General features: G+C 70.9%; 26 protein-coding genes and 1 pseudogene. 22 read left to right on the top strand and 5 right to left on the bottom strand.

Annotation, left to right across the window (positions count from 1 at the left end; translation table 11 throughout):
- Positions 1–52 precede the first annotated feature (52 nt).
- Positions 53–571, top strand: coding sequence for a hypothetical protein (locus tag ACIGXJ_RS17365; RefSeq protein WP_399645689.1), 519 nt, complete (start codon positions 53–55; stop codon positions 569–571).
- On the opposite strand, the gene ACIGXJ_RS17360 is transcribed toward ACIGXJ_RS17365, so the two are convergent.
- The gene (locus tag ACIGXJ_RS17360) at positions 568–1,920 is read right to left on the bottom strand and encodes a M14 family metallopeptidase (RefSeq protein ID WP_399645687.1); all 1,353 of its coding nucleotides are present in this window, start codon (positions 1,918–1,920) and stop codon (positions 568–570) included. The genes ACIGXJ_RS17365 and ACIGXJ_RS17360 overlap by 4 nt on opposite strands.
- A 267-nt stretch (positions 1,921–2,187) precedes the next feature.
- On the opposite strand from ACIGXJ_RS17360, the gene ACIGXJ_RS17355 reads away from it, so the two are divergent.
- Positions 2,188–3,513, top strand: coding sequence for an Nramp family divalent metal transporter (locus ACIGXJ_RS17355; RefSeq protein WP_399645685.1), 1,326 nt, complete (start codon positions 2,188–2,190; stop codon positions 3,511–3,513).
- 37 nt (positions 3,514–3,550) lie between these two features.
- Here the strand turns inward: ACIGXJ_RS17355 and ACIGXJ_RS17350 are convergent, their stop codons facing one another.
- Positions 3,551–5,248 carry a chitinase gene (locus ACIGXJ_RS17350; RefSeq protein ID WP_399645682.1) on the bottom strand — a complete coding sequence of 566 codons (1,698 nt, stop codon included), beginning with the start codon at positions 5,246–5,248 and terminating at the stop codon, positions 3,551–3,553.
- A gap of 311 nt (positions 5,249–5,559) precedes the next feature.
- Here ACIGXJ_RS17350 and ACIGXJ_RS17345 point away from each other — a divergent pair, with 311 nt between their 5' ends.
- The 14 genes from ACIGXJ_RS17345 (at position 5,560) to ACIGXJ_RS17280 (ending at position 16,489) form a co-directional block, all read left to right on the top strand.
- Positions 5,560–6,402, top strand: a complete 843-nt coding sequence (locus ACIGXJ_RS17345) for a hypothetical protein (RefSeq protein ID WP_399645680.1) — start codon at positions 5,560–5,562, stop codon at positions 6,400–6,402.
- Positions 6,403–6,453: 51 nt separating this feature from the next.
- Entirely contained in the window at positions 6,454–7,161 is a 708-nt protein-coding gene (gene cpaB, locus ACIGXJ_RS17340) for a Flp pilus assembly protein CpaB (RefSeq protein ID WP_399645677.1), read from the top strand.
- A 13-nt stretch (positions 7,162–7,174) separates the two neighbouring features.
- Positions 7,175–8,413, top strand: coding sequence for a CpaE family protein (locus ACIGXJ_RS17335; protein WP_399645674.1), 1,239 nt, complete (start codon positions 7,175–7,177; stop codon positions 8,411–8,413).
- A complete protein-coding gene (locus ACIGXJ_RS17330) occupies positions 8,410–8,796 on the top strand; it encodes a TadE/TadG family type IV pilus assembly protein (RefSeq protein WP_399645672.1) in 387 nt (128 codons plus the stop codon). The genes ACIGXJ_RS17335 and ACIGXJ_RS17330 overlap by 4 nt, the downstream gene beginning before the upstream one ends.
- Positions 8,783–9,145: a TadE/TadG family type IV pilus assembly protein gene (locus ACIGXJ_RS17325; RefSeq protein WP_399645670.1), complete on the top strand. Its 363-nt coding sequence runs from the start codon at positions 8,783–8,785 to the stop codon at positions 9,143–9,145. Before ACIGXJ_RS17330 ends, ACIGXJ_RS17325 begins: the two co-directional genes overlap by 14 nt.
- Positions 9,142–10,479, top strand: a complete 1,338-nt coding sequence (locus tag ACIGXJ_RS17320; RefSeq protein ID WP_399645668.1) for a CpaF family protein — start codon at positions 9,142–9,144, stop codon at positions 10,477–10,479. The genes ACIGXJ_RS17325 and ACIGXJ_RS17320 overlap by 4 nt, the downstream gene beginning before the upstream one ends.
- 4 nt (positions 10,480–10,483) lie before the next feature.
- On the top strand, positions 10,484–11,431 hold the full coding sequence (locus tag ACIGXJ_RS17315; protein WP_399645665.1) for a type II secretion system F family protein: 948 nt from the start codon (positions 10,484–10,486) through the stop codon (positions 11,429–11,431).
- A 12-nt stretch (positions 11,432–11,443) separates the two neighbouring features.
- The gene (locus tag ACIGXJ_RS17310) at positions 11,444–12,331 is read left to right on the top strand and encodes a DUF5936 domain-containing protein (RefSeq protein WP_399645662.1); all 888 of its coding nucleotides are present in this window, start codon (positions 11,444–11,446) and stop codon (positions 12,329–12,331) included.
- A 119-nt stretch (positions 12,332–12,450) separates the two neighbouring features.
- Positions 12,451–13,650 (top strand): sensor histidine kinase, encoded by a 1,200-nt coding sequence (locus ACIGXJ_RS17305; protein WP_399645994.1) that lies wholly within the window; start codon positions 12,451–12,453, stop codon positions 13,648–13,650.
- Positions 13,644–14,390, top strand: coding sequence for a response regulator (locus tag ACIGXJ_RS17300; protein ID WP_399645659.1), 747 nt, complete (start codon positions 13,644–13,646; stop codon positions 14,388–14,390). The genes ACIGXJ_RS17305 and ACIGXJ_RS17300 overlap by 7 nt, the downstream gene beginning before the upstream one ends.
- A 105-nt stretch (positions 14,391–14,495) precedes the next feature.
- The gene (locus ACIGXJ_RS17295) at positions 14,496–14,645 is read left to right on the top strand and encodes a Flp family type IVb pilin (RefSeq protein ID WP_399645658.1); all 150 of its coding nucleotides are present in this window, start codon (positions 14,496–14,498) and stop codon (positions 14,643–14,645) included.
- Positions 14,642–15,238 carry a pilus assembly protein TadG-related protein gene (locus ACIGXJ_RS17290; RefSeq protein WP_399645991.1) on the top strand — a complete coding sequence of 199 codons (597 nt, stop codon included), beginning with the start codon at positions 14,642–14,644 and terminating at the stop codon, positions 15,236–15,238. Before ACIGXJ_RS17295 ends, ACIGXJ_RS17290 begins: the two co-directional genes overlap by 4 nt.
- A 40-nt stretch (positions 15,239–15,278) precedes the next feature.
- Complete coding sequence (locus tag ACIGXJ_RS17285) at positions 15,279–15,866, top strand: hypothetical protein (protein WP_399645656.1); 588 nt, start codon at positions 15,279–15,281, stop codon at positions 15,864–15,866.
- An 8-nt stretch (positions 15,867–15,874) separates the two neighbouring features.
- A complete protein-coding gene (locus ACIGXJ_RS17280; RefSeq protein ID WP_399645653.1) occupies positions 15,875–16,489 on the top strand; it encodes an OmpA family protein in 615 nt (204 codons plus the stop codon).
- A gap of 10 nt (positions 16,490–16,499) precedes the next feature.
- Here ACIGXJ_RS17280 and ACIGXJ_RS17275 read toward each other — a convergent pair.
- Positions 16,500–16,883, bottom strand: a pseudogene (locus tag ACIGXJ_RS17275) (DUF192 domain-containing protein); the annotation flags it as partial.
- A 78-nt stretch (positions 16,884–16,961) separates the two neighbouring features.
- Here ACIGXJ_RS17275 and ACIGXJ_RS17270 point away from each other — a divergent pair.
- The 6 genes from ACIGXJ_RS17270 (at position 16,962) to ACIGXJ_RS17245 (ending at position 24,424) form a co-directional block, all read left to right on the top strand.
- A complete protein-coding gene (locus ACIGXJ_RS17270; protein WP_399645650.1) occupies positions 16,962–17,834 on the top strand; it encodes an LLM class flavin-dependent oxidoreductase in 873 nt (290 codons plus the stop codon).
- Between the two features lie 72 nt (positions 17,835–17,906).
- Entirely contained in the window at positions 17,907–18,680 is a 774-nt protein-coding gene (locus ACIGXJ_RS17265; protein ID WP_399645648.1) for a methyltransferase domain-containing protein, read from the top strand.
- 714 nt (positions 18,681–19,394) lie between these two features.
- On the top strand, positions 19,395–20,168 hold the full coding sequence (locus ACIGXJ_RS17260) for an isoprenyl transferase (protein ID WP_399645645.1): 774 nt from the start codon (positions 19,395–19,397) through the stop codon (positions 20,166–20,168).
- A 342-nt stretch (positions 20,169–20,510) separates the two neighbouring features.
- Positions 20,511–21,836 carry a PhoH family protein gene (locus ACIGXJ_RS17255; protein ID WP_399645642.1) on the top strand — a complete coding sequence of 442 codons (1,326 nt, stop codon included), beginning with the start codon at positions 20,511–20,513 and terminating at the stop codon, positions 21,834–21,836.
- Between the two features lie 394 nt (positions 21,837–22,230).
- Positions 22,231–22,935, top strand: coding sequence for a transglycosylase SLT domain-containing protein (locus tag ACIGXJ_RS17250; protein ID WP_399645640.1), 705 nt, complete (start codon positions 22,231–22,233; stop codon positions 22,933–22,935).
- A 121-nt stretch (positions 22,936–23,056) separates the two neighbouring features.
- On the top strand, positions 23,057–24,424 hold the full coding sequence (locus tag ACIGXJ_RS17245; RefSeq protein ID WP_399645637.1) for an AI-2E family transporter: 1,368 nt from the start codon (positions 23,057–23,059) through the stop codon (positions 24,422–24,424).
- A 29-nt stretch (positions 24,425–24,453) separates the two neighbouring features.
- On the opposite strand, the gene ACIGXJ_RS17240 is transcribed toward ACIGXJ_RS17245, so the two are convergent.
- Both ACIGXJ_RS17240 and ACIGXJ_RS17235 read right to left on the bottom strand, forming a co-directional pair.
- Complete coding sequence (locus ACIGXJ_RS17240) at positions 24,454–24,987, bottom strand: alkyl hydroperoxide reductase (protein WP_399645634.1); 534 nt, start codon at positions 24,985–24,987, stop codon at positions 24,454–24,456.
- 3 nt (positions 24,988–24,990) lie between these two features.
- The gene (locus tag ACIGXJ_RS17235) at positions 24,991–25,545 is read right to left on the bottom strand and encodes a peroxiredoxin (RefSeq protein WP_399645631.1); all 555 of its coding nucleotides are present in this window, start codon (positions 25,543–25,545) and stop codon (positions 24,991–24,993) included.
- Between the last annotated feature and the right edge of the window lie 75 nt (positions 25,546–25,620).

Below are 25,620 nucleotides of genomic sequence, written 5' to 3'. Positions count from 1 at the left end.
ATGCAGGGGCTGACTGTGTGCGACACAGGATCGTCGACCATACTGCTCCGCTGTGGAGCAGCGCATAGGTTCGAGCAGTCAGCCCCTGGACGCCGGAGTGAACCCGGCGCACATCCCCGGGCTCACGGTCCCCGTGTCCAAGGACGAGCCGCAGGACGCCCGGCCGCAGGCCGAGGACGCCGGGGCGGCCGTCGAGGAGGCCGCCGCGGAGGTCACCGAGGAGGCCGTCGCGGAGGCCCCCGCGGAGGGCTCCGCGGAGGCGCCCGCCGAAGTGCCCGCCGACGGCCCCGTGTTCGAGGCCGCCGACCGGCGTGCGCGGATCGTCGCGGACGCCGCCGGTGTCCGGCTCGCCCTGGACGACCAGGAGTGCGAGTTCCGCTGGGACGAGATCGGCGCGGTGGAGACGGCGACCGGCCGCTTCGGCAAGCGGTACACGGTCACCGTCCACACCCCCGACCGCCGCTGGTACCCGATCGAGATCGAGGCCAAGTCGCGTGCCCAGCACAAGGAGTGGGACACGCAGCTGGACGCGGTCCTCGACGCCTACTTCGAGGAAGAGGCCGCCGGTTAGGCGCAGTACTGCGCGGCCTTGCCGATCGACCGGTACATGCAGTCGGCGTTCTCCAGCAGCTGGAGCACCGCGTCCCGGTTGCGGGACGTCTCCCGCTCGATGACCTCGTCGGGCGGGTAGAAGCCGCCGCCGCCGGACGACGGGTACATCTCGAAGGTGTAGCCGAAGATCTTGTGGGCGCCCCACAGGTAGTCGTCGATGGACCCGTCGGTGATGTACAGGTCGCTCGACTGCTCGGGCGTGTAGCCGTTGCTGGCGGCCATCTTCTGGCCCACCGTCGCGAAGGCGTTGCGGTCGTCGGCGGTCATGCCGGTGGTGGTGTCGGAGTAGGTGTAGCCGAACGGCCACAGCACCAGCTCGCTGTACGTGTGGAAGTCGATGCCCGCCTTGATCTGCTGCACGCCCCCGACGACCCGGCTGCGCACGAAGTCGGCGACGACCTTCACCTCGGGCGCCGACTCGGGCGCCGGGCCGCGGTAGGTCTCGGAGGACGTCGAGCCGGAGGACCCGCCGCAGCAGCCCCAGCGGTAGTTCCAGTTTCGGTTGAGGTCCGTGCCGACGTACGAGGAACCGGAGTTGGGCTGCCGGTTCTTGCGCCAGGAGCGGTAGGAGCCGGAGGCGATGTCGTACTCGCCGCCGTCGGGGTTGAGGTCGGGCACGATCCAGATCTCACGGCTGTTCACCATGCTCGTGACGCGTGAGTCGGTGCCGTAGCCCGCGCCCAGCTCGCGCAGCAGGTAGAGCGCCATCTCCACGGTGAGGTGCTCGCGGGCGTGCTGGTGGTGGGTGAACAGCACCTCCGGCTCGGCCTCGTCGGTGGCCACGTTGTCGCTGATCTTGATGGCGACGATGTCGCGGCCCTGGTAGGACTTGCCGATCACCCGCTTGCTCATGATGCCCGGGTAGGCGGCGAGCCGCTGGTCGATCTCGGCGTTCATCTCGGCGTAGTTGTGGTAGCGCGAGTCGGCCGAGGGGAAGTCGTAGAGCCGGATGTCGTCCTCGGCGATCCGGGCGGAGGCGTCGGGCAGCGCGGTGACCCGGTAGCCCTCCGCCCGCAGCCTGCGGATCTGGTCCGCGCGGCCGGAGACGACCAGGCCCTCCTCGTCGGCCTGGTCCACGGTCACACCGGCCGCGGTGACGGCGGTGCGCTCGGCGGCGGTGCTGTTGTGGACGTGGACCTCGTACTGCCGGACGTCGTCGGCGGAGGGGGCCGCCTTCGCCGCGCTGTCGGCGCTCGCGGCGGTGAGGTCCGCGGAGAGCGGGGCGGCGAGCGCCAGGGCGAGGACGCCGGCGAGTGCGGTCGCCCTACGGGTGCCGCGGGCGCCCGAGCCGCGTATGCGGAGTCGCATGAAGTCTCCTCGTTTCTCCAGGGATTCCGGGATCTGCCGGAAGTGGGGAGTGGAGCGGGGGGTGGTTCTCCGGTGCGACGTACGCGGACCCGTCCGGGCGGGCGTGGGGTCCGGCCGGCCGGGTCCGAGGTGCGGTGGTGGCGCTCATGGTGAAGGTGTGGCATGAGCCGGTCAAGACGAAATCGGGCCGACGCGTTCGGGCACATCCGGTGCGGATCCCGGCAGGCCCTCTTGTCCCGCACCCGCCCTTGCGCTTTCTTGACGCTCATGGCGGACACCACGGGACACCCCACGGAACCAGGCGTCGCATCCGAGACCGATCCATCCACGCGCCCGTCGAGTTGGCGGCACATCGGGCCGGGCATCGTCGTCGCCGCCACCGGCGTCGGCGCCGGTGACCTCGTCGCCACCCTCATCGCGGGCAGCAGCTTCGGCTACACCCTGCTGTGGGCCGCGATCGTCGGCTGCCTGGTCAAGATCTCCCTCGCGGAGGCGGCCGGCCGCTGGCATCTGTCCACCGGCCGCACCCTCTTCGACGGCTGGGCGAGCCTCGGCCGCTGGACGACCTGGTTCTTCGCCGTCTACGCCGTCGTCTGGGGTTTCGTCTACGGCGCCGCGGCCATGTCCTCCAGCGCGCTGCCGCTGCAGGCGCTGTTCCCGGACGTGATGGACCTGAAGTGGTGGGCGGTCGCCTGCGGCCTGTCGGGCCTGGTGTTCGTCTGGTTCAACCGGTACGCCGTGTTCGAGAAGGTCATGACCGTCCTGGTCGGCGTGATGTTCCTGGTGACGGTCTACCTCGCGATCCGGGTCACCCCCAACCTCCCGGACGCCTTCGCCGGTCTGCTGCCGGTGCTGCCCGACGAGAAGGACTCCGTCCTCAACACCCTCGGCCTGATCGGCGGCGTCGGCGGCACCATCACGCTCGCCGCGTACGGCTACTGGGTCAACGCCAAGGGCTGGACCGACACCGGCTGGATGAAGGTCATGCGCCTGGACAACCGGGTCGCCTACGCCACCACCGGCATCTTCGTCGTGGCCATGCTGTTCGTCGGCGCCGAGCTGCTGCACTCCGCGAACGTGGCCCTCGCGAGCGGCGACAAGGGCCTGATCCAGCTCGGCGACATCCTGGAGGGCGAGTACGGCTCCGCCACCGCCACGTTCTTCCTGGTCGGCTTCTTCGCCACCTCCTACACCTCCCTGATCGGCGTCTGGCACGGCGTGAGCCTGATGTTCGCCGACTTCGTCGCCCGGCTGCGCCCCGGCACGGAGGCGGCCCGCGGCGAGGAGGTCGCCTCCGGCGCGCGCGAGCGCTCCTGGCCCTTCCGCGCCTATCTGCTGTGGCTGACCTTCCCGCCGATCGTCCTGCTCTTCCAGGACCAGCCCTTCCGCCTGGTCATCGTCTACGGCGTCCTCGGCGCGGCCTTCCTGCCGTTCCTGGCGGGCACGCTGCTGTGGCTGCTCAACTCGGCCCGCACCCCGCGCGCCTGGCGCAACGGCCCGCTCAGCAACACCATGCTCGTGCTCGCCGGGCTGCTGTTCCTGGTGCTGTGCGTGAAGCAGATCTGGGACCAGCCGTGGTCGGAGTTCTTCTGAGCCCCTCGGGGACCCCGACCACGGCCGGCGCGAGGCCCTACGGCAGCGCGTGCACGTGCGGCCCCACCGCGTTCGACCACGCGTTGCCCGCGGTGGCGTCCCAGTTGGTGGACCAGGTCATCGCGCCCCGCAGGTCCGGGTAGGTGCGCGACGGCTTGAAGGTGCCGCAGTTGGTGCCCCGGGCCAGACAGTCGAGGGCGTTGTTGACGATCGTCGGGGACACGTAGCCGCTGCCGGCACCGCGCGTGGAGGCGGGCAGCCCCAGGCCCACCTGGGAGGGGGCGAGCCCGCCCTCCAGCTGGATGCAGGCGAGCGCGGTGAGGAAGTCCACCGAGCCCTGCGAGTACACCTTGCCGTCGCAGCCCAGCATGGAACCGCTGTTGTAGTACTGCATGTTGACGACCGTGAGGATGTCCTTGATGTTCAGGGCCGTCCGGAAGTAGGCGTTCGACGTCGACTGCATGTCGATCGTCTGCGGTGCCATCGTGATGATCAGCGAGGAGCCCGCCTTGGCCGACAGCGACCGCAGCGCCTGGGTCATGTAGGTGGCGTTGAGCCCGTTCTCCAGGTCGATGTCGACGCCGTCGAAGCCGTACGTCTGCATCAGCGCGTACACGGAGTTCGCGAAGTTCGTGGCCGAGGCGGAGTCGTTGACGCTCACCGTGCCGCGCTCGCCGCCGACCGAGATGATGACCTTCTTGCCCGCGGCCTGCTTGGCGCGGATGTCGGCCTTGAACTGGTCGACGGTGTAGCCGCCGAGCCCGGTCGAGTCGAGGTTGAAGGTGACGGCACCCGGTGTGCCGGTCGCGTCCGCGAAGGCCACGGCGATGATGTCGTACTGGTTCGGCACGTCGGAGATCTTCTGGACGGTCGCGCCGTTGTCGAAGTTCTGCCAGTAGCCGGTCACCGCGTGCTTGGGCAGGTTCCCGCCCCCGCCGCCGCCCGTGGGCGCGGTCGTGCCGCTCACGGCCGCCGACTTCGGCGACTCACCGGCCGCGTTGGTGGCGGTGACCTGGAAGGAGTACGACGTGGAGGCGGCCAGCCCGGTCACGGTCGCCGAGGTGCCGGTGACCGCGGTGACCTTGGTGCCGTCGCGGTAGACGCTGTAGCCGGTCGCGCCGGAGACGGTGTTCCAGGCCAGCGACACCGAGGACGACGTCGTACCGGACACGGCGAGTCCCGTCGGGGCTCCGGGGACGGACGGGCCCGGGTCGGTGCCCCCGCCGCCGTCCGGGCCGAACACCGAGACGTCGTCGGCGAGATAGGCGGCCTGTCCGTACCAGCCGTGCAGATAGACGGTGACCGAACTGGTGGAGGCGCCGGTGGTGAAGGTCGTCGACAGCTGCTTCCAGGACGACGAGTCCGGTGTCCAGGTCGACACGTCGGTGGTGCCGGTGCCGGTCGCGCCCAGATAGGTGTAGCCGCCCTGCACCCAGGCGCTGAGGGTGTACGTCGAGTTCGGCCGGACGGCGACGGTCTGGGAGCAGCGGGCGTTGTCCTGCCCGGCCGGGGTCGCCTTCAGCGCGGCCGTGCCGCCGTGCACGGGCGAGGAGACGGTGGTGCCGCTGTTCGCGCCGCACGTCCAGTTGGCGAGGCCCGACTCGAAGCCGGCGTTCCTCGCGTTGTTGACGTCGGCGGCGGACGCCTCGGTGGCGGCGGTGAGGGACAGGGCGAGGGCGGCGGTGACGGCACCGGCCCACAGGCGGGTCCGTCTCGGGCGTGTTGCGCGGTCCACTGGGGCCTCCGGGTGGGGGAGTGGGATGGGGACGGTGGCCACCGCTGGACGTCCAAGTTGGTCCAGACCAATAGGACGTGTCAAGAGGTCCAGACCAACTCGCCCGCAGGAGTGGAACATGAGGGCGCCGGTGCGCAACCTGACCCGTTTTGACGCGACTTGTGCGCGGGAGTTCCACCGGAGCTCACCAAACGCTGTTCTCCGGTCACAGAGCCGTGGGTACAGTGCCGAGGAAGTCACGCAATGAAGTCATCTCGGCGCCGCGGAGTAACACCCGGCGGGCCGACCGGCGGGGATTCGGGGAGCTGCGTGTGCCAACTGCCGTTGCCGTGACCGGAGCCGATCTGGCACTGCCGCCGCTGGACGAGCGCACCCTGCCCGCCGCCGTCCTCGACGGCCTCGACCGCGAGCCGCTCGACCGGTCCGTCGCCCGCCTGCACGCCCTCGTCGAACAGCACGGCCATGTCGTCGTCGTGTACGCGTCCGGCGTCTCCCCGGCCGTCGAGCGGCGCCTGCACACCGTCCGCTCCCTGCTGGAGAGCGACCGCATCGCCCTCTTCGCCCCCGACCTGCCGCCGCTCGCCCTCGCCGTCCTCGCCCGGCAGCTGCGCCAGCTCGCCTCCTGCGACCTCGGTCCCGGCGTGCTCGCCTGCGCGGGCCGGCTGCTCACGCACTACCTGCACGCCGGCGCCGTCCTCGGCTCCGTCGCCAGGCTCGACCGCGTCCCCGTCACGCTCAAGGCGCACGCCAAGTCCTGGATGCCCGGCAGCCAGTTCGCCGTCGTCGCCCACCCCGCGCCCCAGCTCGTGCGCGTCGGCCACGAAGCGGTCCTCACCGGGCCGGAGTTCGCCACCTCGATGCTCCTCGCCAAGGGCCAGCTCCAGACCGACTGGGTCGCCGCCACCCTCGCCCCCGCCTGGAACACCCAGGGCCTGCGCGAGACACCGCTGCCCGCCGAGTCACCCGCCTGGTGGGGCACCGGCCGGCTCACCGAGTTCTGCAGCTTCCTGCCCGACCTGTCCGTGCTCTACCAGCTGGTCGCCTCGGTGCGGCAGAGCGTGTGCCACTGGTGCGGGCTCGACGTCATCGGCGACCGCTGTGTGTTCTGCTCCGCCGTCCCGCCCGCATCGGAGAGCCGCATGCTCACCGGCTGACCCCTCGCACCGCAGTCCCCCGACCCCACCCCCCCAGAGGTTGCTCGGTCCATGAACTCCCGTCAGCGCCGCGGCGTGATACTCCTGCTCCTGTCGGTCCTGGGCGCCCTCGGCGCCTTCGCCGGCGTGCTCTCCGTCGTCAACGACGTGAAGTCCAAGGTCGGCCCCGAGGTCACCGCGTACGAGGTGCGGTCGGAGGTACAGCCGTACGACGTCCTGAACCCGGGCCAGTTCAAACGGATCAGCATGCCGGAGCGCTGGCTCTCCGCCAACGCGGTCACCGACCTCGACGACATCCGCGGCAAGATCGCCGTCACCACCCTGAAGAAGGGCTCCCTGCTCCAGAGCGACATGATCGTCGACCAGCCGGAACTGCGGCCCGGCCAGCAGGAGGTCGCCATCATGATCGACGCGGCGACCGGCGTGGCCGGCAAGATCACCCCCGGCTCCACCGTCAACGTCTACGCCACCTTCGAGGGCGAACGCGAGGGCGCGCCCGACCAGTCCCGGATCGTCGTCACCAACGCCCGCGTCCTCGACGTCGGCGAACTGACCCCCCTCGAACCCGGCGCGAGCGACCGCACCCGGCGCGCCACCGAGGCCGTCCCCATCACCTTCGCGCTGTCCACCCTCGACGCCCAGCGCCTCACCTACGCCGAGTCCTTCGCCCAGCGCGTCCGCCTCGCCCTGGTCGCGCCCGGCACCGACACCGCCGTCCCCGACAAGGACCGCACCTACGAACTCGCCCAGGACAAGTGAGAGGCGGCCGCGCATGCCCACGAGGATCCTCCCGGCCGTCGGCGACGCGGACGCGGTCCGGTCCCTCACGACCCTGCTCAGCCAGCTCCCCGACGCCGAACCCCTCACCCCCGTCGTCGACTCCACCCAGCTCGTCGACACCCTCGCCCGCCTCGCCGCCGACTCCGTCGACGAACTCCCCGAGGTCGTCGTCGTCCACGAACGCATCGGCCCCGTCCCCGCCCTGGAGCTGATCCGCGAGGTCGCCCTGCGCTTCCCCGCCGTCGGCGTCATCCTCGTCACCACCGACGCCGGCCCCGGCCTGTTCGCCGCCGCCATGGACGCCGGCGCCCGCGGCCTGGTCGCGCTGCCGCTGTCGTACGACGAACTCGCCAGCCGCGTCCAGGCCGTCGCCGGCTGGTCCACCGGTGTGCGCCGCCACCTCGGGCACGGCGGCGCCGACGTGTTCTCCGGCGTCGGCGGCACCGTCGTCACCGTCAGCGGCGCCAAGGGCGGCGTCGGCACCACCCTGGTGGCGATCCAGCTCGCCCTCGCCTCCCAGACCTCCGGCCGCGCCACGGCCCTCGTCGACATGGACCTCCAGGCCGGCGACGTCGCCTCCTTCGTCGACGTCCAGTTCCGCCGCTCGGTCGTCGACCTAGCCGCCATTACCGACATCTCCCCGCGCGTCCTCGCCGACGCCGTCTTCCGCCACGACACCGGACTCGCCCTGCTCCTCGCCCCCGCCGAGGGCGAGCGCGGCGAGGAGGTCACCGACCGCGCCGCCCGGCAGATCGTCAGCGCCCTGCGCTCCCGCTACGACACCGTCGTCATCGACTGCGGCGCCCAGACCACCGGCGCCTCCGCCGCCGCCGTCGAGATGGCCGACACGGCTCTCCTCGTCACCACCCCCGACGTCATCGCCGTACGCGGCGCCAAACGGGTCGTGCGCATGTGGGACCGGCTGCAGATCCGCAAGGCCGAGGAGACCACCGTCGTCGTCAACCGGCACAGCCGCAGCGCCGAGATCCAGCCGCCCCTGATCCAGAAGATCACCGGCACCGCGCTGGCCGGCACCGCCGTGCCCGCTCACTTCAAGGAACTCCAGTCCGCCGTCGACGCCGGCCGCGTCCACGAACTCGACGCCAAGGGCCAGATCCGCCAGGCCCTGTTCGCCCTCGCCGGCGAGCTCGGCCTGGTCAAGGCGCAGCCAGGCGGCCAGAAGCACGGCCGGCTGCGCGGGGACCGGCGGCGCAAGGACGGTGGCGGATGAGGGCCCGGCGCCTCGGGGACCGGGGGCAGGTCACGATCGAGTTCCTCGGGATGACCCCGACCATCCTGGTCACGCTGGTGGTGCTGTGGCAGTGCGTGCTGGTGGGTTACACGTACACGCTGGCGGGCCACGCGGCGGACGAGGCCGTACGGGCGGGTACGGCGTCGGAGGGCCAGTCGGCCTGCAGCGAGGCGGGCCTCGCCGATCTGCCGAGTGCCTGGGAGGGCGGCGCGAGCGTGAACTGCGGCGGGGACGGCGACTACGTCACCGCCGACGTCAGGCTGCAGGTGCCCATCCTCTTCCCGGGCGTGATCGGCTTCCCGCTCCCGGTGGAGGGACACGCCGGCGCCGTACAGGAGGAGGGCCGGGATGCGGGGCCGTGACCGCGGGCAGGTCGCCATCGAGTACCTGGGCTTCATCCCGATCCTGGTCCTCGTCGCCCTCGCCGGGGTGCAGATCGGGTTCATCGCGTACGCCGGTCAGCAGGCGGGTACGGCGGCGCGGGCGGGCGCGCGCAACGCGTCCCTCCAGGAGAGCGCGCAGGACGCGTGCGAGCGGGCGGTCAGCGACTGGCTGTCCGTCAGCTGCGGCGAGTCCTTCGGCGGCGACGAGGTGGAGGTCACGGCGAGAGTGAAGATCCCGAGTCTCGTCCCCGGCTGGGACTTCGGCGACGCCACCAAGACCGCCACCATGCCGCTCGACCACACCGACGAGGAGCCGGTACTGCCATGAGTCTGCGGGCACGCATCAACTCCCCCGAGGAGCACGGCAGCAGGGGCGAGGACGGCCATCTGGTCGCCTCGTACCGGGCGAAGCTGCTGGAGGAGATCGACCTCGCCGAGATGGGCTCGCTGGCGGCCGCCGAGCGCCGGGCGCGCCTGGAGCGGGTCCTCGGGCACATCATCAGCCGCGAGGGCCCGGTCCTGTCGACGGTCGAGCGCTCGCAGCTGATCCGCCGGGTCGTCGACGAGGCCCTGGGGCTCGGCATCCTGGAGCCGCTGCTGGAGGACGCTTCCATCACGGAGATCATGGTGAACGGCCCCGACGCGATCTTCGTGGAGCGCGGCGGCCGGGTGGAGCAACTGCCGCTGCGGTTCGCGTCCGTGGACCAGCTGATGCAGACCATCGAGCGGATCGTGTCGACGGTCAACCGCCGCGTGGACGAGTCCAACCCGATGGTCGACGCCCGGCTGCCGTCGGGTGAGCGCGTCAACGTGATCATCCCGCCGCTGTCCCTGACCGGCCCGATCCTCACCATCCGCCGCTTCCCGCGCTCCTTCACCCTCCAGGAGCTGATCGGCTTCGGCTCGCTCGACGAGCACATGCTGTTCCTGCTGGCGGGGCTGGTGCAGGCGAAGTTCAACATCATCGTCTCCGGCGCCACCGGCACCGGCAAGACCACCATGCTCAACGCCCTGTCCGGACTGATCCCCGGTGGCGAGCGCATCATCACCATCGAGGACTCCGCCGAACTCCAGCTCCAGCAGGCCCATGTCATCCGCCTGGAGTCCCGCCCGCCCAACGTCGAGGGCACGGGCCGTGTCACGATCCGCGACCTGGTGCGCAACTCGCTGCGCATGCGGCCCGACCGGATCGTCGTCGGCGAGGTCCGCGGCGGCGAGTCCCTCGACATGCTCCAGGCGATGTCGACCGGCCACGACGGATCGCTCGCGACGGTGCACGCCAACAGCGCCGAGGACGCGCTGACCCGGCTGCAGACCCTCGCCTCCATGTCCGACGTGGAGATCCCCTTCGTCGCCCTGCACGACCAGATCAACAGCGCCGTCGACGTGCTCGTCCAGCTCGCCCGGTTCGCCGACGGCGCCCGCCGCATCACCGAGATCGCGATCCTCGACAGCCACGGCGGAGAGCCCTACCGGCTGGCCACCGTGGCCCGCTTCGACGCCCAGCCCATGACCCCCGACGGCCGCGTGCACGGCACCTTCCGCCACTTCCCGCTCCCGCGCCGCACCGCCGACCGCCTCTACATGGCGAGCCAGCCCCTCCCGCAGGCCTTCGGCGTGGCCCAGCACGCCGACCAGCTCGCCACCCGAGAAGCCAGGTAGACCCATGGAACCCGTCAGGCTCATCCAGCTCACCCTCGGCCTCACCCTGCTCACCTGCCTCCTCGCCGTGATCGGCGTGCACTCCTACGCCACCGGCCGCGCCCAGCGCGAGGCCCTGGTCGACCGGCTGGCGCTGGAGGCGGGCCACGGCTCGGCCCCCGGACGCAGGCGCCACTTCCAGGGCCTCGACCGGCGGCTGCGCCGCACCCGGCTCGGCCGGCTGCTGGAGCTGCGTCTGGCCTCCACCGGCCTCGACATCACCCCGGGCGAGTTCTTCGCCGCCGTGCTCACCGCGGTCGCCGCCCTCTGGCTGGCCGGGCAGGCCGCCCTCGCCCCGTTCTTCGGGCCCATCGCCGGCCTCCTCGGCATCTGGGCGGCCTGGCAGTACCTCAACTGGCAGCGCCAGAAACGCATCGAGCGGTTCATCAACCAACTCCCCGAACTGGCCCGCATCCTGGCCAACGCCACCCAGGCCGGCCTCGCCCTGCGCACCGCCATAGGCATGGCCGCCGACGAGCTGGAGGCGCCCGCCGGCGAGGAACTGTCCCGGGTGGCCGACCAGCTGGCGATGGGCGCCTCGATGGACGACGCGCTCGGCGAGCTGGCCGACCGGCTCCCCTCACGCGAGCTGGTCGTCCTGGTGACGACCCTGGTGCTCTCCAACCGGGCGGGCGGCCAGGTGGTGGGCGCCCTGCGCAACCTCACCGAGACCCTGGAGGAGCGCAAGGAGACCCGCCGCGAGATCCGCACCCAGCTCTCCCAGGTCAGCATGACCTCGTACGCCGTGCCCGTCATGGGCATCGGCTCGCTGTTCCTCATGAACGGCGTCAAGGACGGCGCCCTGGACCGTATGACCGGCTCCCCGGTCGGCCAGGCCTGCGTGATCATCGCGTTCGCGCTGTACGCCGTCGGCTTCGTCCTCATCCGCCGCCTGTCCCGCATCGACGTCTGAGGAGGCCCACACATGGCTGTGCTGCTCGCCCTGCTGATGGCCCTGAGCGTCGGGGGCATGGTCGCCGGCATCCGCATGTACCGGGCCGAGGCCCGGCTCCCCGGCGACCTGGCCCTCGCCCTGGAGGTCGGCGCCACCCGCACCGGCGCCGTCGACTCCCTCGTCGACCGCATGGGCATGCGCTACGCCCCCGCCGTCCTGCGCCTGATGGGCCCCACGCTGGTCGCCAGATACCGCCGCAAGATCGACCTGGCGGGCAACCCGGGCGGCCTGACTTTGGACCGGTACGCGGCACGGCGGGCGGTCTACGGCGCCCTCGGGGCGGTCGGCGCGCTGGTGTTCCTGCTGCGGGGCGACTTCTTCGTGGCGCTGCTGCTGCTGGCCTTCGGGGCGTTCTGGACGGAGGTCGGCATCTGGTCGGCGATCCGCGTCCGCAAGGACGTCATCGAACGCACCCTGCCGGACTTCCTCGACGTCCTCGCGGTCGTCGTCGGCGCCGGCCTGGGTTTCCGCCAGGCACTGGACCGGGTGGCCTCCCGCTACGAGGGCCCCTGGGCGGACGAGATCCGCATCACCCTGCGCCAGATGGATCTCGGCATGAGCCGCAGGCAGGCGTTCGCGGAGCTGCGGCGGCGCAACGACTCCGAGCAGGTGGCGATGTTCGTCACCGCCCTCCAGCAGGGCGAGGAACTGGGCGCGCCGATCGTCGACACCCTGGTGGCGCTGGCCAGGGACATGCGCCGTACCGACGCCCAGAACGCCCGCCGCAAGGCCGCCCGGGCCGTCCCCAAGGCCACCATGATGATCACCACCTTCATGGTCCCGGCCACGATGCTGCTGCTCGGCGCCGGCCTGATCCTCGGCTCCGGCACCGACTTCGGCTCGATCACGGGCCGCTAGGAGGACGTGTGGCGACGATCGCGACGACGGGCCGCCGGTCCGTGGGGTGGCGCGTCCGGCGAGGCAGGCCGGCCGTGGGAGCCCCCCCGCTGCCCATCCAGGTGAACGCCGTCCAGGCCATGTGCCGCCAGGTCTTCGGCTTCCGCCTGGCGATGATCGCCGTGGCGTCCCCGGCGGCGCTGCTGAACGCGAGCCCCGGCCTCGGCGTACGCCTGGTCGGGGCGGCGGTGGTGGTCACCTTCATGGGCTCCTACGCCCTCTTCCGCGACTGGGAACGCTTCGGCCCCCTCCTCCTGCGCCACCCGTCCCTGCTGGTGGTGGACACGCTCTTCGGCGCGCTGCTGCTGGTCTCGGCGGGCCCGGACACGACCCTGGCCTACGTCAGCGTCTGTACGCCCCTGCTGGCCGGCATCGTCTACGGCTGGCGCGGCGCCGCCTTCTTCGCCTCCCTCCAGGGCCTGATCCTGCTCCTGGTCCACGCCACGCTGGGCCCGGGCGAGGCCGTGGCGGAATCCCTGCTCCTCCCGGGACTGTGCGTCATCACGGGCGCCGTCGGCTCCACCCTGCGCAACCTCCTGCTCGGCTTCGGCGAGGCGACGGAGGCCCTGTCCGCCACCCGGGCCCGCCTGGCCGTGACCGAGGCGGTGGGCGCCGAACGCGCCGAGCTCGCCCGCGAGCTGCACGACACCCTGGCCAAGACCCTGCACGGCGTGGCCCTGGCGGCGGAGGCCCTGGTGGACACGGCCTCGGCGGCGGCCCCCGACTCCGCGGCCCTGCGTGCCCAGGCCGGCCTGGTCGCCCGCTCGGCCCGCAGAGCGGCGGCGGAGTCCCGCGAACTGCTCACCGACCTGCGGCGGGTGTCCGGCGAGCAGGACGACACGGCCGAGGTGGACGTCGCGGGGGAGCTGGCGGCGAGAGTGGCGGAGTTCGCGCGGAGGGCACCGCTGAAGGCGACGTACGAGGGCCGGCCGCCCGGCACGCCGGTGCCGATGAGCCGCCCCCGGTGCCGTCACGTCCTGACCGTCGTCGCGGAGGCCCTGGACAACGCGGCACGCCACGCGGAGGCCAGTCACGCGAGAGTGCGGTCGGAGGTGTCGGGCGGCGCTCTGCGGATCACGGTCCAGGACGACGGCCGGGGCCTGCGGCGCGGCACCACGGTGGACGAGCTGCGCCACTCGGGCCACTTCGGCCTGCTGGGCATGACGGAACGCGCGGCGTTCCTCGGCGGCACCCTCGCCGTCGGGCCGGGCGAGGACGGCCGGGGCACGCAGGTGACCCTGGAGGTGCCGCTGGACGGGGAGGGGAGGCGCCGATGCTGAGGGTGATCGTGGCGGACGACAACCCGGTCGTCCGCGCGGGCCTGACGGCCCTGCTCTCCGGCCGCGACGACATCACGGTCGTCGCCCAGGCCGCCGACGGGAACGAGGCCCGCGAGGCAGCCGCCCGCCACCGGCCGGACGTCGTCCTCCTCGACGTCCGCATGCCCGGCCTCGACGGCCTCGCCGCCCTGCCGGACCTGGCCCGGCACGCCCCCGTCCTCATGCTCACCTACAGCCGTGAGTCGCAGACCGTCCAACAGGCCCTCCGCCTCGGCGCGGTGGGCTACCTCGTCCACGGCGAGTTCACCCCGGAGGAACTGCTGACGGCCGTACGCGACGCGACCCGGGGCCGGCCGCACTTCACCGCCAGCGCGGGGGCGGTGGTCCTGGCGTCACTGCGGGGAGGTGTGGGAGGTGCGACTGCAATGGACGTAGAGGAAGTACGCGCGGAAAACAGGGATTTAGGTTCAGAAAACATTTCGCAACTGCAACGAGATATGAGACAGTCGACACCGTCGAACCGGACCGTCTACCGCCTGAGCCCCAGGGAGGCCGAGATCATGGACCTCATCGCCTCCGGCATGACCAACTCCCAGATCGCCGCGGCCTGCTTCATCAGCGAGAAGACCGTCAAGAACCACATCAACCGCATCTTCGCCAAACTCCACAGCACCACCCGCGGCGAAGCCGCCGCCAAGTGGCTCGGCACGACCCCGAACCCCCGAGGGGGCCCCCGATGACCCGCCCTTGGGCCCCCGATTGGGCCCACGGACCCTCCCCCTGCTCCCCGGCCCCCGGTACTGCTGACGGAGACACAGTTTCCGGTGCAGCGGGAGGCAATCGCCATGCGCAACGACAAGGGTCAGACCGCGGTGGAGTACCTGGGGATCATCGCGGTGGTGGTGGCGATTGTGCTGGCTATTACGGGGACGGACATCGGGACAGCCATCTTCGATGCGATCAGCAACAAGATCACCGAGGTCACGGGCGGCTGACTCGGCTCCGCAGTCGCAGCGACGCAGGGCAGGCCTTCCCCATCTACATCACTGTGGTGGCGGGCCTGCTCTTTCTTGCGTTCGCCTACCTTGCGGTCGGCCAAGCAGCTGCGAATCGCAATGGCGCACAGACGGCGGCAGACGCCGCAGCGCTCGCTGCAGCGCAGGATGCAAGGGACCAGCTGGCCCGAGCGTGGGCCGAGAACGTACTCGATCCGACCAAGTGGCAGATCATCTTCGATGGCAAAGCGCCCCTCGACGATGCGTGCTGGCGCGCCTATGACCTCGCCGCACTGAACAATGCCGAGGTGGAGGACTGCGGTACGGAAGGCCCCTTGCGCTACCTCGTGCTCGTCGAGAGCAACGAGCCGGTCGGTGACTCCATAGTCCCCAACACGGAAAATCAGTACTCAAAGGCGTCCGCAACCGCCGTGGTCGAGCCTCTTTGCCAGTTCGACCCGCTTGGTGCGGACGCCGCTGACGATGAGCTGCCGAGACTGATGTGTGAGGACCGGTTCTGGGACCTGGACCCTGAGGATCTCGATGAGCTTCCGAAACCCGAGGACCTTTTCGATGTCCATTTGGCTGACTGATGAGAAGCGAACGGCGAACGAGGGAGAAGGAAGCCAAGCCATGAGCATGCGGTTCACGACGATGGCCCTCAGGGGGATGGCCGCGATGACCGTTGCGGCCACTTTGGCCCTCGGTGTGGCCGGCTGCGGGGGCGGAGGAGACGACGACAAGCAGGCGGAGCGCTCCACGTCCGCTCCCAACCCCCGGGACCGGCAGTCCGACCCGAGCACTCAGGAAGGACAGTCCGAAGAACCGTTGGCGGAGTTGAAGGGCCCTAACGGCCTCCTCCTTCAAATCACCTCAGCCATGCGCGATGCCGGCGGTTTCGTCACGGTGAACGGAAACCTGAAGAACGACGGTGGCGAAACCGTCATGGTGCCTGGCGTCCTCCGAGGTGACGAGACGGAGATCATTCGGCACGGCCGGTCACTGGGTGGGGCCACTCTGGTCGATTCCAGAGGGAAGAAGCGCTACTACGTTCTGCGTGACACGGATGGGCGGCCCTTGACCACCACGGACCTTGGCACGCTCAAGTCGGGAGAGTCCGTCCCCGTCTTCATGCAATTCCCCGCCCCCCCCACCAACACCACAGAAGTCACCTTCCAGCTCCCCACCTTCGCCTCGGCCCCCATCCAGATCGCAGGATGAGCCCCACGATGACCCCGACCCGTCTCACCATGACCCTCGCCGCGGCCGCGCTGCTGGTCCTGGCGGCCGGTTCCGCGCAGGCGGATGACGATCCGAGTGTGCCGCCGGGTACGGAACCGACCGCGGTCGCCCCGGTGGAGGTCGACGGCAACGACCCGGACCTGAAGCTGCCGGAAGGGGCGACCCTGGCGGAGCCCAAGGTGCTGGACATCAAGCAGGTCGTCGAGGACGAGAGCGGAGACGAACGCCGCGAGGACACCAACGCGGACGTGAAGTTCGCCCTCCAGGCGGAGGTGCTGTTCGGCAAGGACAGCGCCCGGCTCGGCCCGGAGGCGAGGGCGCGGATCGCTGCGATCGCGGAGGAGATCAGGGCCCAGAACGCCACCAAGGTCAGGGTCTTCGGCTTCACCGACGACCTCGGCTCCGCCGCCCACGGCGACGTCCTGTCCAAGCAACGCGCCAACGCCGTCCACGCCGTCCTCGGCGACACCCTCAACGACCCCGACATCACCTTCGAGGTCCGCGGCTACGGCGAGCAGTACCCCATCGCCTCCAACGCCACGGAAGCCAGCCGCAAGAAGAACCGCCGGGTGGAGATCTCCTTCCCGAGGGGAGAGGGCTGACCGTCGCCTCCTCCTCCTCCACCTCCACCTCCACCCCCGCCCGCAGCCCCCAGCCGTCCATCGCCCCCGCCTCCGCCTCCAGCACGTGCCGTGCGCGCAGGCGGGGGAGGCCCAGCCGGCCGGGGGGCATGGTGCGGACGGACAGGACCCTGAGCCGGCGGTCGAGGTAGGCCACGTCGATCGGGATGCGCATGCCGAAGGTGTGGATGCTGTTGGCGGGCGTGAGGAGGAGCGCGCCGCTGACCGAGGTCCGCCCCAGCAGGCCCTTGCGGCGGGCCCGGTACGACCTCGCGATCTCCAGCGGCACCCGCACCGGGCCGTCCGGGCCGGTGCCGGCCCCGATCGTCAGCCGGGCATGGCCGTCCTGCCGGCGGGGTCGCCCTCCGCGTGCCATGTCCGCCCCCCTTCGTCTCCGGTTCCCCCTCAACGTAAAGGAGTTGTCCCCGCACCGGCTCCCGGATAGGAAAGCCCCATGACTGAACTGGGTGTCGTCTTCCGTCCGCAGCTTCCGCCCGAGCGGCTCAGGGACGTCGTCGGCGTCGCGGAGGACAGCGGGCTGGAGCAGCTCTGGCTGTGGGAGGACTGCTTCCTGGAGGGCGGCATCTCCACCGCCGCGGCCGCGCTGGCGTGGAGCGAGCGGGTGAGGGTCGGGGTGGGACTGCTGCCGGTGCCGTTGCGGAACGTGGCGGTCACCGCGATGGAGGCCGCCTCGCTGCACAGGATGTTCCCCGGGCGGGCCGTGCTCGGTGTGGGGCACGGCGTGCAGGACTGGATGGGGCAGGTCGGCGCGCGGGCGGAGTCGCCCACCACGCTGCTGCGGGAGTACCTGCTCGCCCTGCGCGCCCTGCTGCGGGGCGAGCGCGTCAGCACCGAGGGCCGGTATGTGAAGCTCGACGACGTCGCCCTCGACTGGCCCCCGTCCGGCCCGGTCGAGGTGTTCGCGGGCGTCACCGGGCCGCGCTCGCTGCGGCTGTCGGGGGAGGCGGCCGACGGCACCATCCTCACCGCGGCCACGCCCCCGGACGGCGTACGACGGGCTCGGACGCTCATCGAGGAGGGGCGGGCGGCCGGCGGGCGGAGCGACGCGCACCGTGTCGTCGTCTATCTGCTCGCGGCCACCGGCGCCGATGCCGCCGGCCGGCTGCGGGCCGAACTGGAGGCCGAGAAGCTGGCCGGTGTGCCCGGGCTCGGAGCCGCCGGGGACGCGGGCGAGGTAGCCGAGGCCGTACGGCGGCTCGTCGACGCCGGTGCCGACACCGTCGTCCTGCAGCCGACCGCCGACGAGCCGGACCCCGAGGGCTTCGTACGGTTCGCCGCGCAGCAGGTGCGCCCGCTGGTGTCCTGACGACCGGCCAGGGGCGGCCGGCTCGCGGAAAACGGGCAGCCGCCACACCCCCGCCCCTGTCACCATCGCCCCATGGGAACCCGCACCTTCGAAGCCCTCGTCGCCGAAGCCGTCGCCGCGCCCACCGAGGGCTGGGACTTCTCCTGGTTCGAGGGACGGGCCACCGAGGAGCGGCCCTCCTGGGGCTATGCCGCCTCGCTGGCCGGACGGCTGGGCGGGGCGCGGGCCGCGCTGGACGTCCAGACGGGGGGCGGGGAGGTACTGGACTTCGCCCTCGCCCGCGCCTCCCGGACGCCCGCGTACACCGCGGCGACCGAGGGCTGGCCGCCGAACGTCGAGAAGGCCGCCGCGCTGCTCGGCCTGCGGGGCGTGCAGGTGGTGGCCTCGGACGAGGACGCGCCGCTGCCCTTCGCGGACGGCGCGTTCGACCTGGTCTCCAGCCGCCACCCGGTGCGCCCGCACTGGGACGAGATCGCCCGGGTACTGAAGGCGGGAGGCACCTACTTCGCCCAGCACGTCGGGCCGAGCAGCGTCTTCGAGCTCGTCGAGTTCTTCCTGGGACCGCAGCCGGACGAGGTGCGCACCGCCCGGGCTCCCGAGCGGGAGCGCGCCGACGCGGAGGCCGCCGGGCTGGAGGTCGTCGATCTGCGGGCCGAGCGGCTGCGGGTGGAGTTCCACGACATCGGCGCGGTCGTGCACTTCCTGCGCAAGGTCGTCTGGATGGTGCCGGGCTTCACCGTCGAGGCCCACGAGCCCCGGCTGCGCGCGCTGCACGGGCGGATCCTGCGGGAGGGGCCGTTCGTCGCGTACAGCAGCCGTCATCTGTTCGACGTACGCAAGCCGTAGTCCTGAGCCGTCCGGCCTAGGCGGGGCGGTGGCCGGGAACTGCCGTTCGGCCACACTCGGCGTTCCGCTTTGCAGCTGGACTCCGTGCTGAAGTCGGCATAGCCCTTTCCGTGGGCTTTCCATCGGCGCGGGTGAGGACCTTCACCCCCCTCCTGCCTCAGCATTCACAGCTTTTCCACATCGTTACCCCGAACGGCTCGCTTTGGACCGCCCGTGTCACGTAAGTTCAGACCAAAGGTAATTCGCGTGAGCAAAGCTGCGCGGGCGGTACCGCGCAGTGGAGGGGGCTGCGCGGTGCCCTGCCTTCTCACCCTTCGCCTGCACGGCCGTCAAGTGCGGGTTCGCCGCCCGGTTACTCCGTCGGAGGGACCCCGCACGCTGCCGGCCCGTCGCCGCGTTCCGGCCATGAACAGCAGGTGAACGGGGTATTCCGGGGTCATCGTGGCGTCGCCGCCCGAATTCGGAGAGTAATTGCGGCACGCCGATGCACACAGCATCACTTACGAAGGGTTATGGTGGAAACCCCCCCTCGGGCCGGTCCGTCTCCCCCCCACGGACCGGCCCGTTTTTCATGTCCCGCGTTTTCCCGTCCCCGCGGGGGCGCTCCGGGTCCTCCAGCGGCCCTCAACCCCCGGCCGCGCGGCCAAATCAACAGCGGGGGTAGGCTGTCGGCCCCGCGGGGACCGTATCCGCACAGGAGGGGCTGACAATCACGTGAACCTGCGCGACAAGCTGCGCGGCCTGCTCGTCAGGCTGTACACGCGCCGGGTGGAGGGCCACCTGGACCACGCTCAGGTGCCCAAGCACATCGGCGTGATCATGGACGGTAACCGCCGCTGGGCGAAGGCCTCCGGCTCCACCACCGTGCACGGTCACCGCGCCGGTGCCGAGAAGATCGAGGAATTCCTCGGCTGGTGCACCGAGGCGGACGTCGAGGTCGTCACCTTCTGGATGCTGTCCACGGACAACTTCACCCGGCCCGAGGAGGAGCTCGTCCCGCTCCTCGGCATCATCGAGGACGTCGTCCGCACGCTCGTCGCCGACGGCCGCTGGCGGGTGCACCACGTCGGCACGCTCGATCTGCTGCCCGCCGGCATGCAGCGCACCCTCAAGGAGGCCGAGGAGGCCACCGCCCACGTCGACGGGATACTGGTCAACGTCGCCATCGGCTACGGCGGCCGCCAGGAGATCGCCGACGCGGTGCGCTCGATGCTCCTGGACGCGAGCGAGAAGGGCACCTCCCTGGAGGAGCTCGCCGAGTCCGTTGACATCGACATGATCGGCCGCCACCTCTACACCGGCGACCAGCCCGACCCCGACCTCGTCATCCGTACCAGCGGCGAACAGCGGCTGTCGGGTTTCATGCTGTGGCAGACGGCCCACTCGGAGTACTACTTCTGCGAGGTCTTCTGGCCGGCCTTCCGCAAGGTCGACTTCCTCCGGGCCCTGCGTGACTACGCCGCTCGCCACCGCCGTTACGGCGGCTGACGCACCGGCACGCCCGGCACGCGCGGGCGGGACCCCGCGCGTGCGGACGTACCCGGCGTAACGAGGAGTTCACCGGTCTGCCGTCATATGCCGTGGCATGGCGGCGCGTGTTCGAGGGCATAAGCCAAGCAGGTCGACACCCGAACCACGGGTGTCGGATCTCAGCGGGCGGCACGGGGCCGTCCGCCCGGGAGGCCCTTTGCACCAGCCCCACCGTGCGGCCACCGCGCGGAAGCAGCCGCGGAGGGCCGGTTCTCGGCCCGCGGCGCGCGACAGGGTCGTCAACCGGTCCAGCTCCACCTTCGTCGCTCCCCGACCTCATCCGAGGGGGTACGTCCTTCCGTGGTGACCAGCACAAAGCGCCACAAGCCAGACCGGCGCACCTATGTTCTCGACACCAGCGTCCTGCTGGCCGACCCCAAAGCCATGAACCGCTTCGACGAGCACGAGGTCGTGCTCCCCGTCGTGGTGGTCACGGAGCTGGAGGCCAAGCGGCACCATCCCGAACTCGGCTACTTCGCCCGCCAGGCCCTGCGCCTGCTGGACGACTACCGCGTGCGGTACGGCCGTCTCGACTCCCCGATCCCGACCGGGGACCTGGGCGGGACGCTCCGTGTCGAGCTCAACCACTCGGACCCCAGCGTGCTGCCCAGCGGCTACCGCCTGGGGGACAACGACTCCCGCATCCTCGCGGTCGCCCGCAACCTGCAGGCCGAGGGGTTCGACGTCACCGTCGTGTCGAAGGACCTGCCGCTTCGGATCAAGGCGTCCTCCGTGGGACTCCAGGCCGAGGAGTACCGGGCCGAACTGGCCATCACGGACAACTCGGGCTGGACCGGGATGTCCGAACTGACCCTGCCCGCCGAACAGGTGGACATCCTCTTCGAGGAAGGACGGGTGTACGTCCCCGAGGCCGCGGACCTGCCCGTGCACACCGGCCTCACCCTCCACTCCGAGCGCGGCAAGGCGCTCGGCCGGGTCACGCCGGACGGCAACGTCCGCCTGGTGCGCGGCGACCGGGAGGCGTTCGGCATCCACGGCCGCAGCGCCGAACAGCGGATCGCCCTCGATCTGCTGCTCGACCCCGACATCGGCATCGTCTCCATGGGCGGCCGGGCCGGCACCGGCAAGTCGGCGCTCGCGCTCTGCGCGGGGCTGGAGGCCGTGCTGGAGCGGCGGCAGCACCAGAAGGTGATGGTCTTCCGCCCGCTGTACGCGGTCGGCGGACAGGAGCTCGGCTATCTGCCGGGCACCGAGGCCGAGAAGATGAGCCCGTGGGCGCAGGCCGTCTTCGACACGCTGTCGGCGGTCACCAGCCGCGAGGTCATCGAGGAGGTCACCGCGCGCGGGATGCTGGAGGTCCTGCCGCTCACCCACATCCGGGGCCGTTCGCTGCACGACGCGTTCGTGATCGTGGACGAGGCGCAGTCGCTGGAGAAGAACGTCCTGCTGACCGTGCTGTCCCGGATCGGTGCCAACTCCCGGGTGGTTCTCACCCATGACGTGGCACAGCGGGACAATCTGCGCGTCGGGCGCTACGACGGTGTGGTCGCGGTCGTGGAGAAACTGAAGGGACATCCGCTTTTCGCGCATGTCACCCTGACCCGTTCCGAGAGATCCCAGATCGCCGCACTTGTGACCGAAATGCTGGAAGACGGGCAAATCTGAGGTCTGTCCCCTCTGTTGGCGCCGTCCGCAAAGGCCGAGAGCCTAGCGGGCGGCGCCTTCGCGTGTGGGCGTTCGATGAAATCGCCTGGGCCGAAAGGGATGTGAGCTTTCACACGCAACACAGAATTGCCTTGCGCCGTCCGGTTACGGCAGAGTCTCACTCCTGTCAGGCCCCGCATACGGCACACGTGTACCCCCAGCGGTACACAGCAACCGAAGCATCACCAACTCCATAGCGCCGCCGTATGCCGCCCGAGCACCACGCGGCGCTCCCCGTGCGGGAGTTGCCCACCGGGCCCGTGCCTCCCGTGACCCGTACGTGGGGAGGCCAGCGTCAGGGGCACGATTGCGTCCGCGAGGGTCACCGAAGCGGGCGATGCTGGAAGGAAACCGTGTGAGCCGGATTTCGGTCCGGGGATTCGCAGTGGCCTCGGCCACCGCGGTCACCGCTGTCGGAAGCGTCGTCGGTGTTGCCTCGGGCAGCACCGCGCAGAACAACGACGCCGAAGCGACGGCAGCCGACGCCACGCTCCTCGCGGACCTGCCCGCGGGTGAGTACGCCCAGGTGCAGACCGCGTCCCTGACGCAGCAGGCCGACTCGCAGGCCATCGCCGCGGACTTCACCGCGAAGAAGGACGCCGAGGAGGCGGCCCGCAAGGCGGCTGCCGAGACCGCGATCGCCAAGAAGGAAGCAGCCGTCAAGGCCGAGCAGGAGGCCAAGGAGCGCGAGGAGGCCGAGAAGGCCGCCGCCGCGAGCCGCAGTGCCGCCCGCGCCGACGCCTCGACCTTCGCCGTCCAGAGCTCGTACAGCATCGGCGACATCCAGGCCATGGCCCGTCAGATGGTGCCGGGGGACCAGTTCTCCTGCTTCAGCAACATCGTGGACCACGAGTCGAGCTGGAACTACCAGGCGGTCAACCCCTCCTCCGGCGCGTACGGCCTCTTCCAGGCGCTGCCCGGTTCCAAGATGTCCTCGGTCGGCTCCGACTGGCAGACCAACCCGGCCACGCAGATCAAGTGGGGCCTGAACTACATGAACGAGCGCTACGGCAGCCCCTGCGGCGCCTGGTCGTTCTGGCAGGCCAACCACTGGTACTAGGCACACCGCTCAACCCTTCGAAGCCCCTCCCCGTCTTCACGGAGAGGGGCTTTCGCCCTGTACGGTCGGACGCGACGGCTCCGGGGGAGTGGTGGGGCGAGACGGGGGAAGAGGACGGATCATGTCGCGAGTGCCAGGGTGGCTGGGCCGGATCGGGTCGGGGCTGACCGAGATGGGTCAGCGGTTGGACGAGCGGCGCGCCGAGGTGGAGCAGGAGCACATCCAGCACACCGGACACGCCGCGCACGCCGAGCACCGCCCCGCTCAGGACGGGACCTCCGCGCAGGTGCCGGCCCCGCCCACGCACCCGCCCGCCGTCGGGCCCCGCCCCGACCCGGCGCAGGCCGTGCCCTGGGGCATGCGGGTCGCCGCCGAGGCCGGCTGGCGGCTGCTGGTGCTGGCCGGCACGCTCTGGGTGCTGATGCGGGTCATCAGCGCCGTACAGCTGGTGGTGCTGGCTTTCGTCGCCGCGCTGCTGATGACCGCGCTGCTCCAGCCGAGCGTGGCGTGGCTGCGCCGGCACGGCGTACCGCGCGGCCCGGCCACCGCGCTCACCGCCATCCTCGGGTTCGTCGTCATCGGGCTGATCGGATGGTTCGTGACCTGGCAGGTCATGGAGAACATCGACGACCTCTCCGACCAGGTGCAGGACGGCATCGACGAGTTGCGGCGCTGGCTGCTGGACAGTCCGTTCCATGTCACCGACAAGCAGATCAACGAGATCGCGAAGAACCTGCGCGAGGCGATCGGCGCCAACACCGACCAGATCACCTCGGCGGGCCTCGAAGGCGTCACCGTCGTCGTCGAGGCGCTCACCGGCATCCTGCTGACCGTCTTCTCGACGCTGTTCCTGCTCTACGACGGCCGGCGCATCTGGGAGTGGACGCTGAAGCTCGTCCCGGCGGCGGCCCGGCCGGGGGTCGCGGGGGCCGGTCCGCGGGCCTGGCGGACCCTGACGGCGTATGTGCGCGGCACGGTGGTGGTCGCCCTCATCGACGCGATCTTCATCGGCCTCGGCATCTACTTCCTCGATGTGCCGATGGCGGTGCCGCTGGCGGTGTTCATCTTCCTGTTCGCCTTCATCCCGCTGGTCGGCGCCGTCGTCTCGGGCGCGCTCGCGGTGGTGGTGGCGCTGGTGACGCAGGGCGTGTTCACGGCCGTGATGACGCTTGCCGTGGTGCTGGCCGTGCAGCAGATCGAGGGGCACATCCTGCAGCCGTTCATCCTCGGCCGGGCGGTGCGGGTGCATCCGCTGGCGGTCGTGCTGTCGGTGGCCGCGGGCGGCATGGTGGCCGGGATCGGCGGCGCCGTGGTCGCGGTGCCCCTGGTGGCCGTGACCAACACCGTGGTCGGCTATCTGCGCGCCTACTCCCACGAACGGGCGCTGCTGCACGCGGTCGAGCCCCGGGGAGCGACGGCGCTGGACGCCGCGCCGGTGGGCGCGCCCGGGGCCCGGGACGACGAAGGCCCCGCTCACCAGGAAGGGTGAACGGGGCCTCGTAGGAACGCGGTTGTCCGCTACTCGGCGAGGACGGCCTCGGCGTCGAGGGTGACGCCGACGGCCTGGATCACCGAGGCGATCTTGAAGGCCTCCTGGACGACCTCGCGCTCCAGGCCCGCCTTGCGCAGCACCTGCTCGTGCGAGTCCAGGCACATCCCGCAGCCGTTGACGGCGGAGACGGCGAAGGACCACAGCTCGAAGTCGACCTTGTCGACGCCGGGGTTGCCGATGACGTTCATCCGCAGACCGGCGCGCAGGTTCCCGTACTCGTGGTCCGAGAGCAGGTGGCGCGTCCGGTAGAAGACGTTGTTCATCGCCATGATCGCGGCGGCGGACTTGGCGGCCTGGTACGCCTCCGGCGTCAGGTTCGCCTTGGCCTCCGGCTCCAGCTCACGCAGCACGATGGGGGAGCGCGAGGCGATGGCGGTCGCCAGCACGGCGCCCCACAGCTGCTGCGCGGGCAGGTCGGAGTTGCCGATGACCGAGCCCAGGTTGAGCTTCAGGTCCTTGGCGTAGTCCGGTATCCGGGACTTGAGGGAGTCGAGGGACATGCCTCACTCACCGGCCAGCAGCTTGACCGGGTCCAGGGTCTCGTCGCCCTTGCTCCAGTTGCACGGGCACAGCTCGTCGGTCTGCAGGGCGTCCAGGACCCGCAGGACCTCCTTGGGGTTACGGCCGACGGAGCCGGCGGTCACCATGGAGAACTGGATCTCGTTGTTCGGGTCGACGATGAAGACGGCGCGCTTGGCGAAGCCGTCCTCGCCCTCGATGCCGAGGTCGCGCATCAGCTCGTGCCGGGTGTCGGCCAGCATCGGGAAGGGCAGGTCACGCAGGTCGTCGTGGTCCTTGCGCCAGGCGTGGTGCACGTACTCGGAGTCACCGGAGAAGCCGAGGATCTGGGCGTCGCGGTCGGCGAACTCCTCGTTCAGCTTGCCGAAGGCCGCGATCTCCGTCGGGCACACGAAGGTGAAGTCGGCAGGCCACGCGAACACGACCTTCCACTTGCCCTCGTAGGACTTGTGGTTGATCTGCTCGAACTCCTGGCCCTTCTCCAGCGAGACGCAGGCGGTCAGTTCGAACTCGGGGAACTTGTCACCGACAGTGAGCACACGCTCTCCTTGCAGCGAGGAAACACCCTTTTTGGGGGCGTTTCCCATGGGTTGGACGTTGTCGATGTTGGCACA

The sequence above is a fragment of the Streptomyces sp. NPDC053367 genome, from assembly GCF_044545925.1.
Lineage (GTDB): Bacteria > Actinomycetota > Actinomycetes > Streptomycetales > Streptomycetaceae > Streptomyces.
Note: the sequence above shows the minus strand (reverse complement) of the source record. Positions and strands in the feature narration are given on the sequence as shown.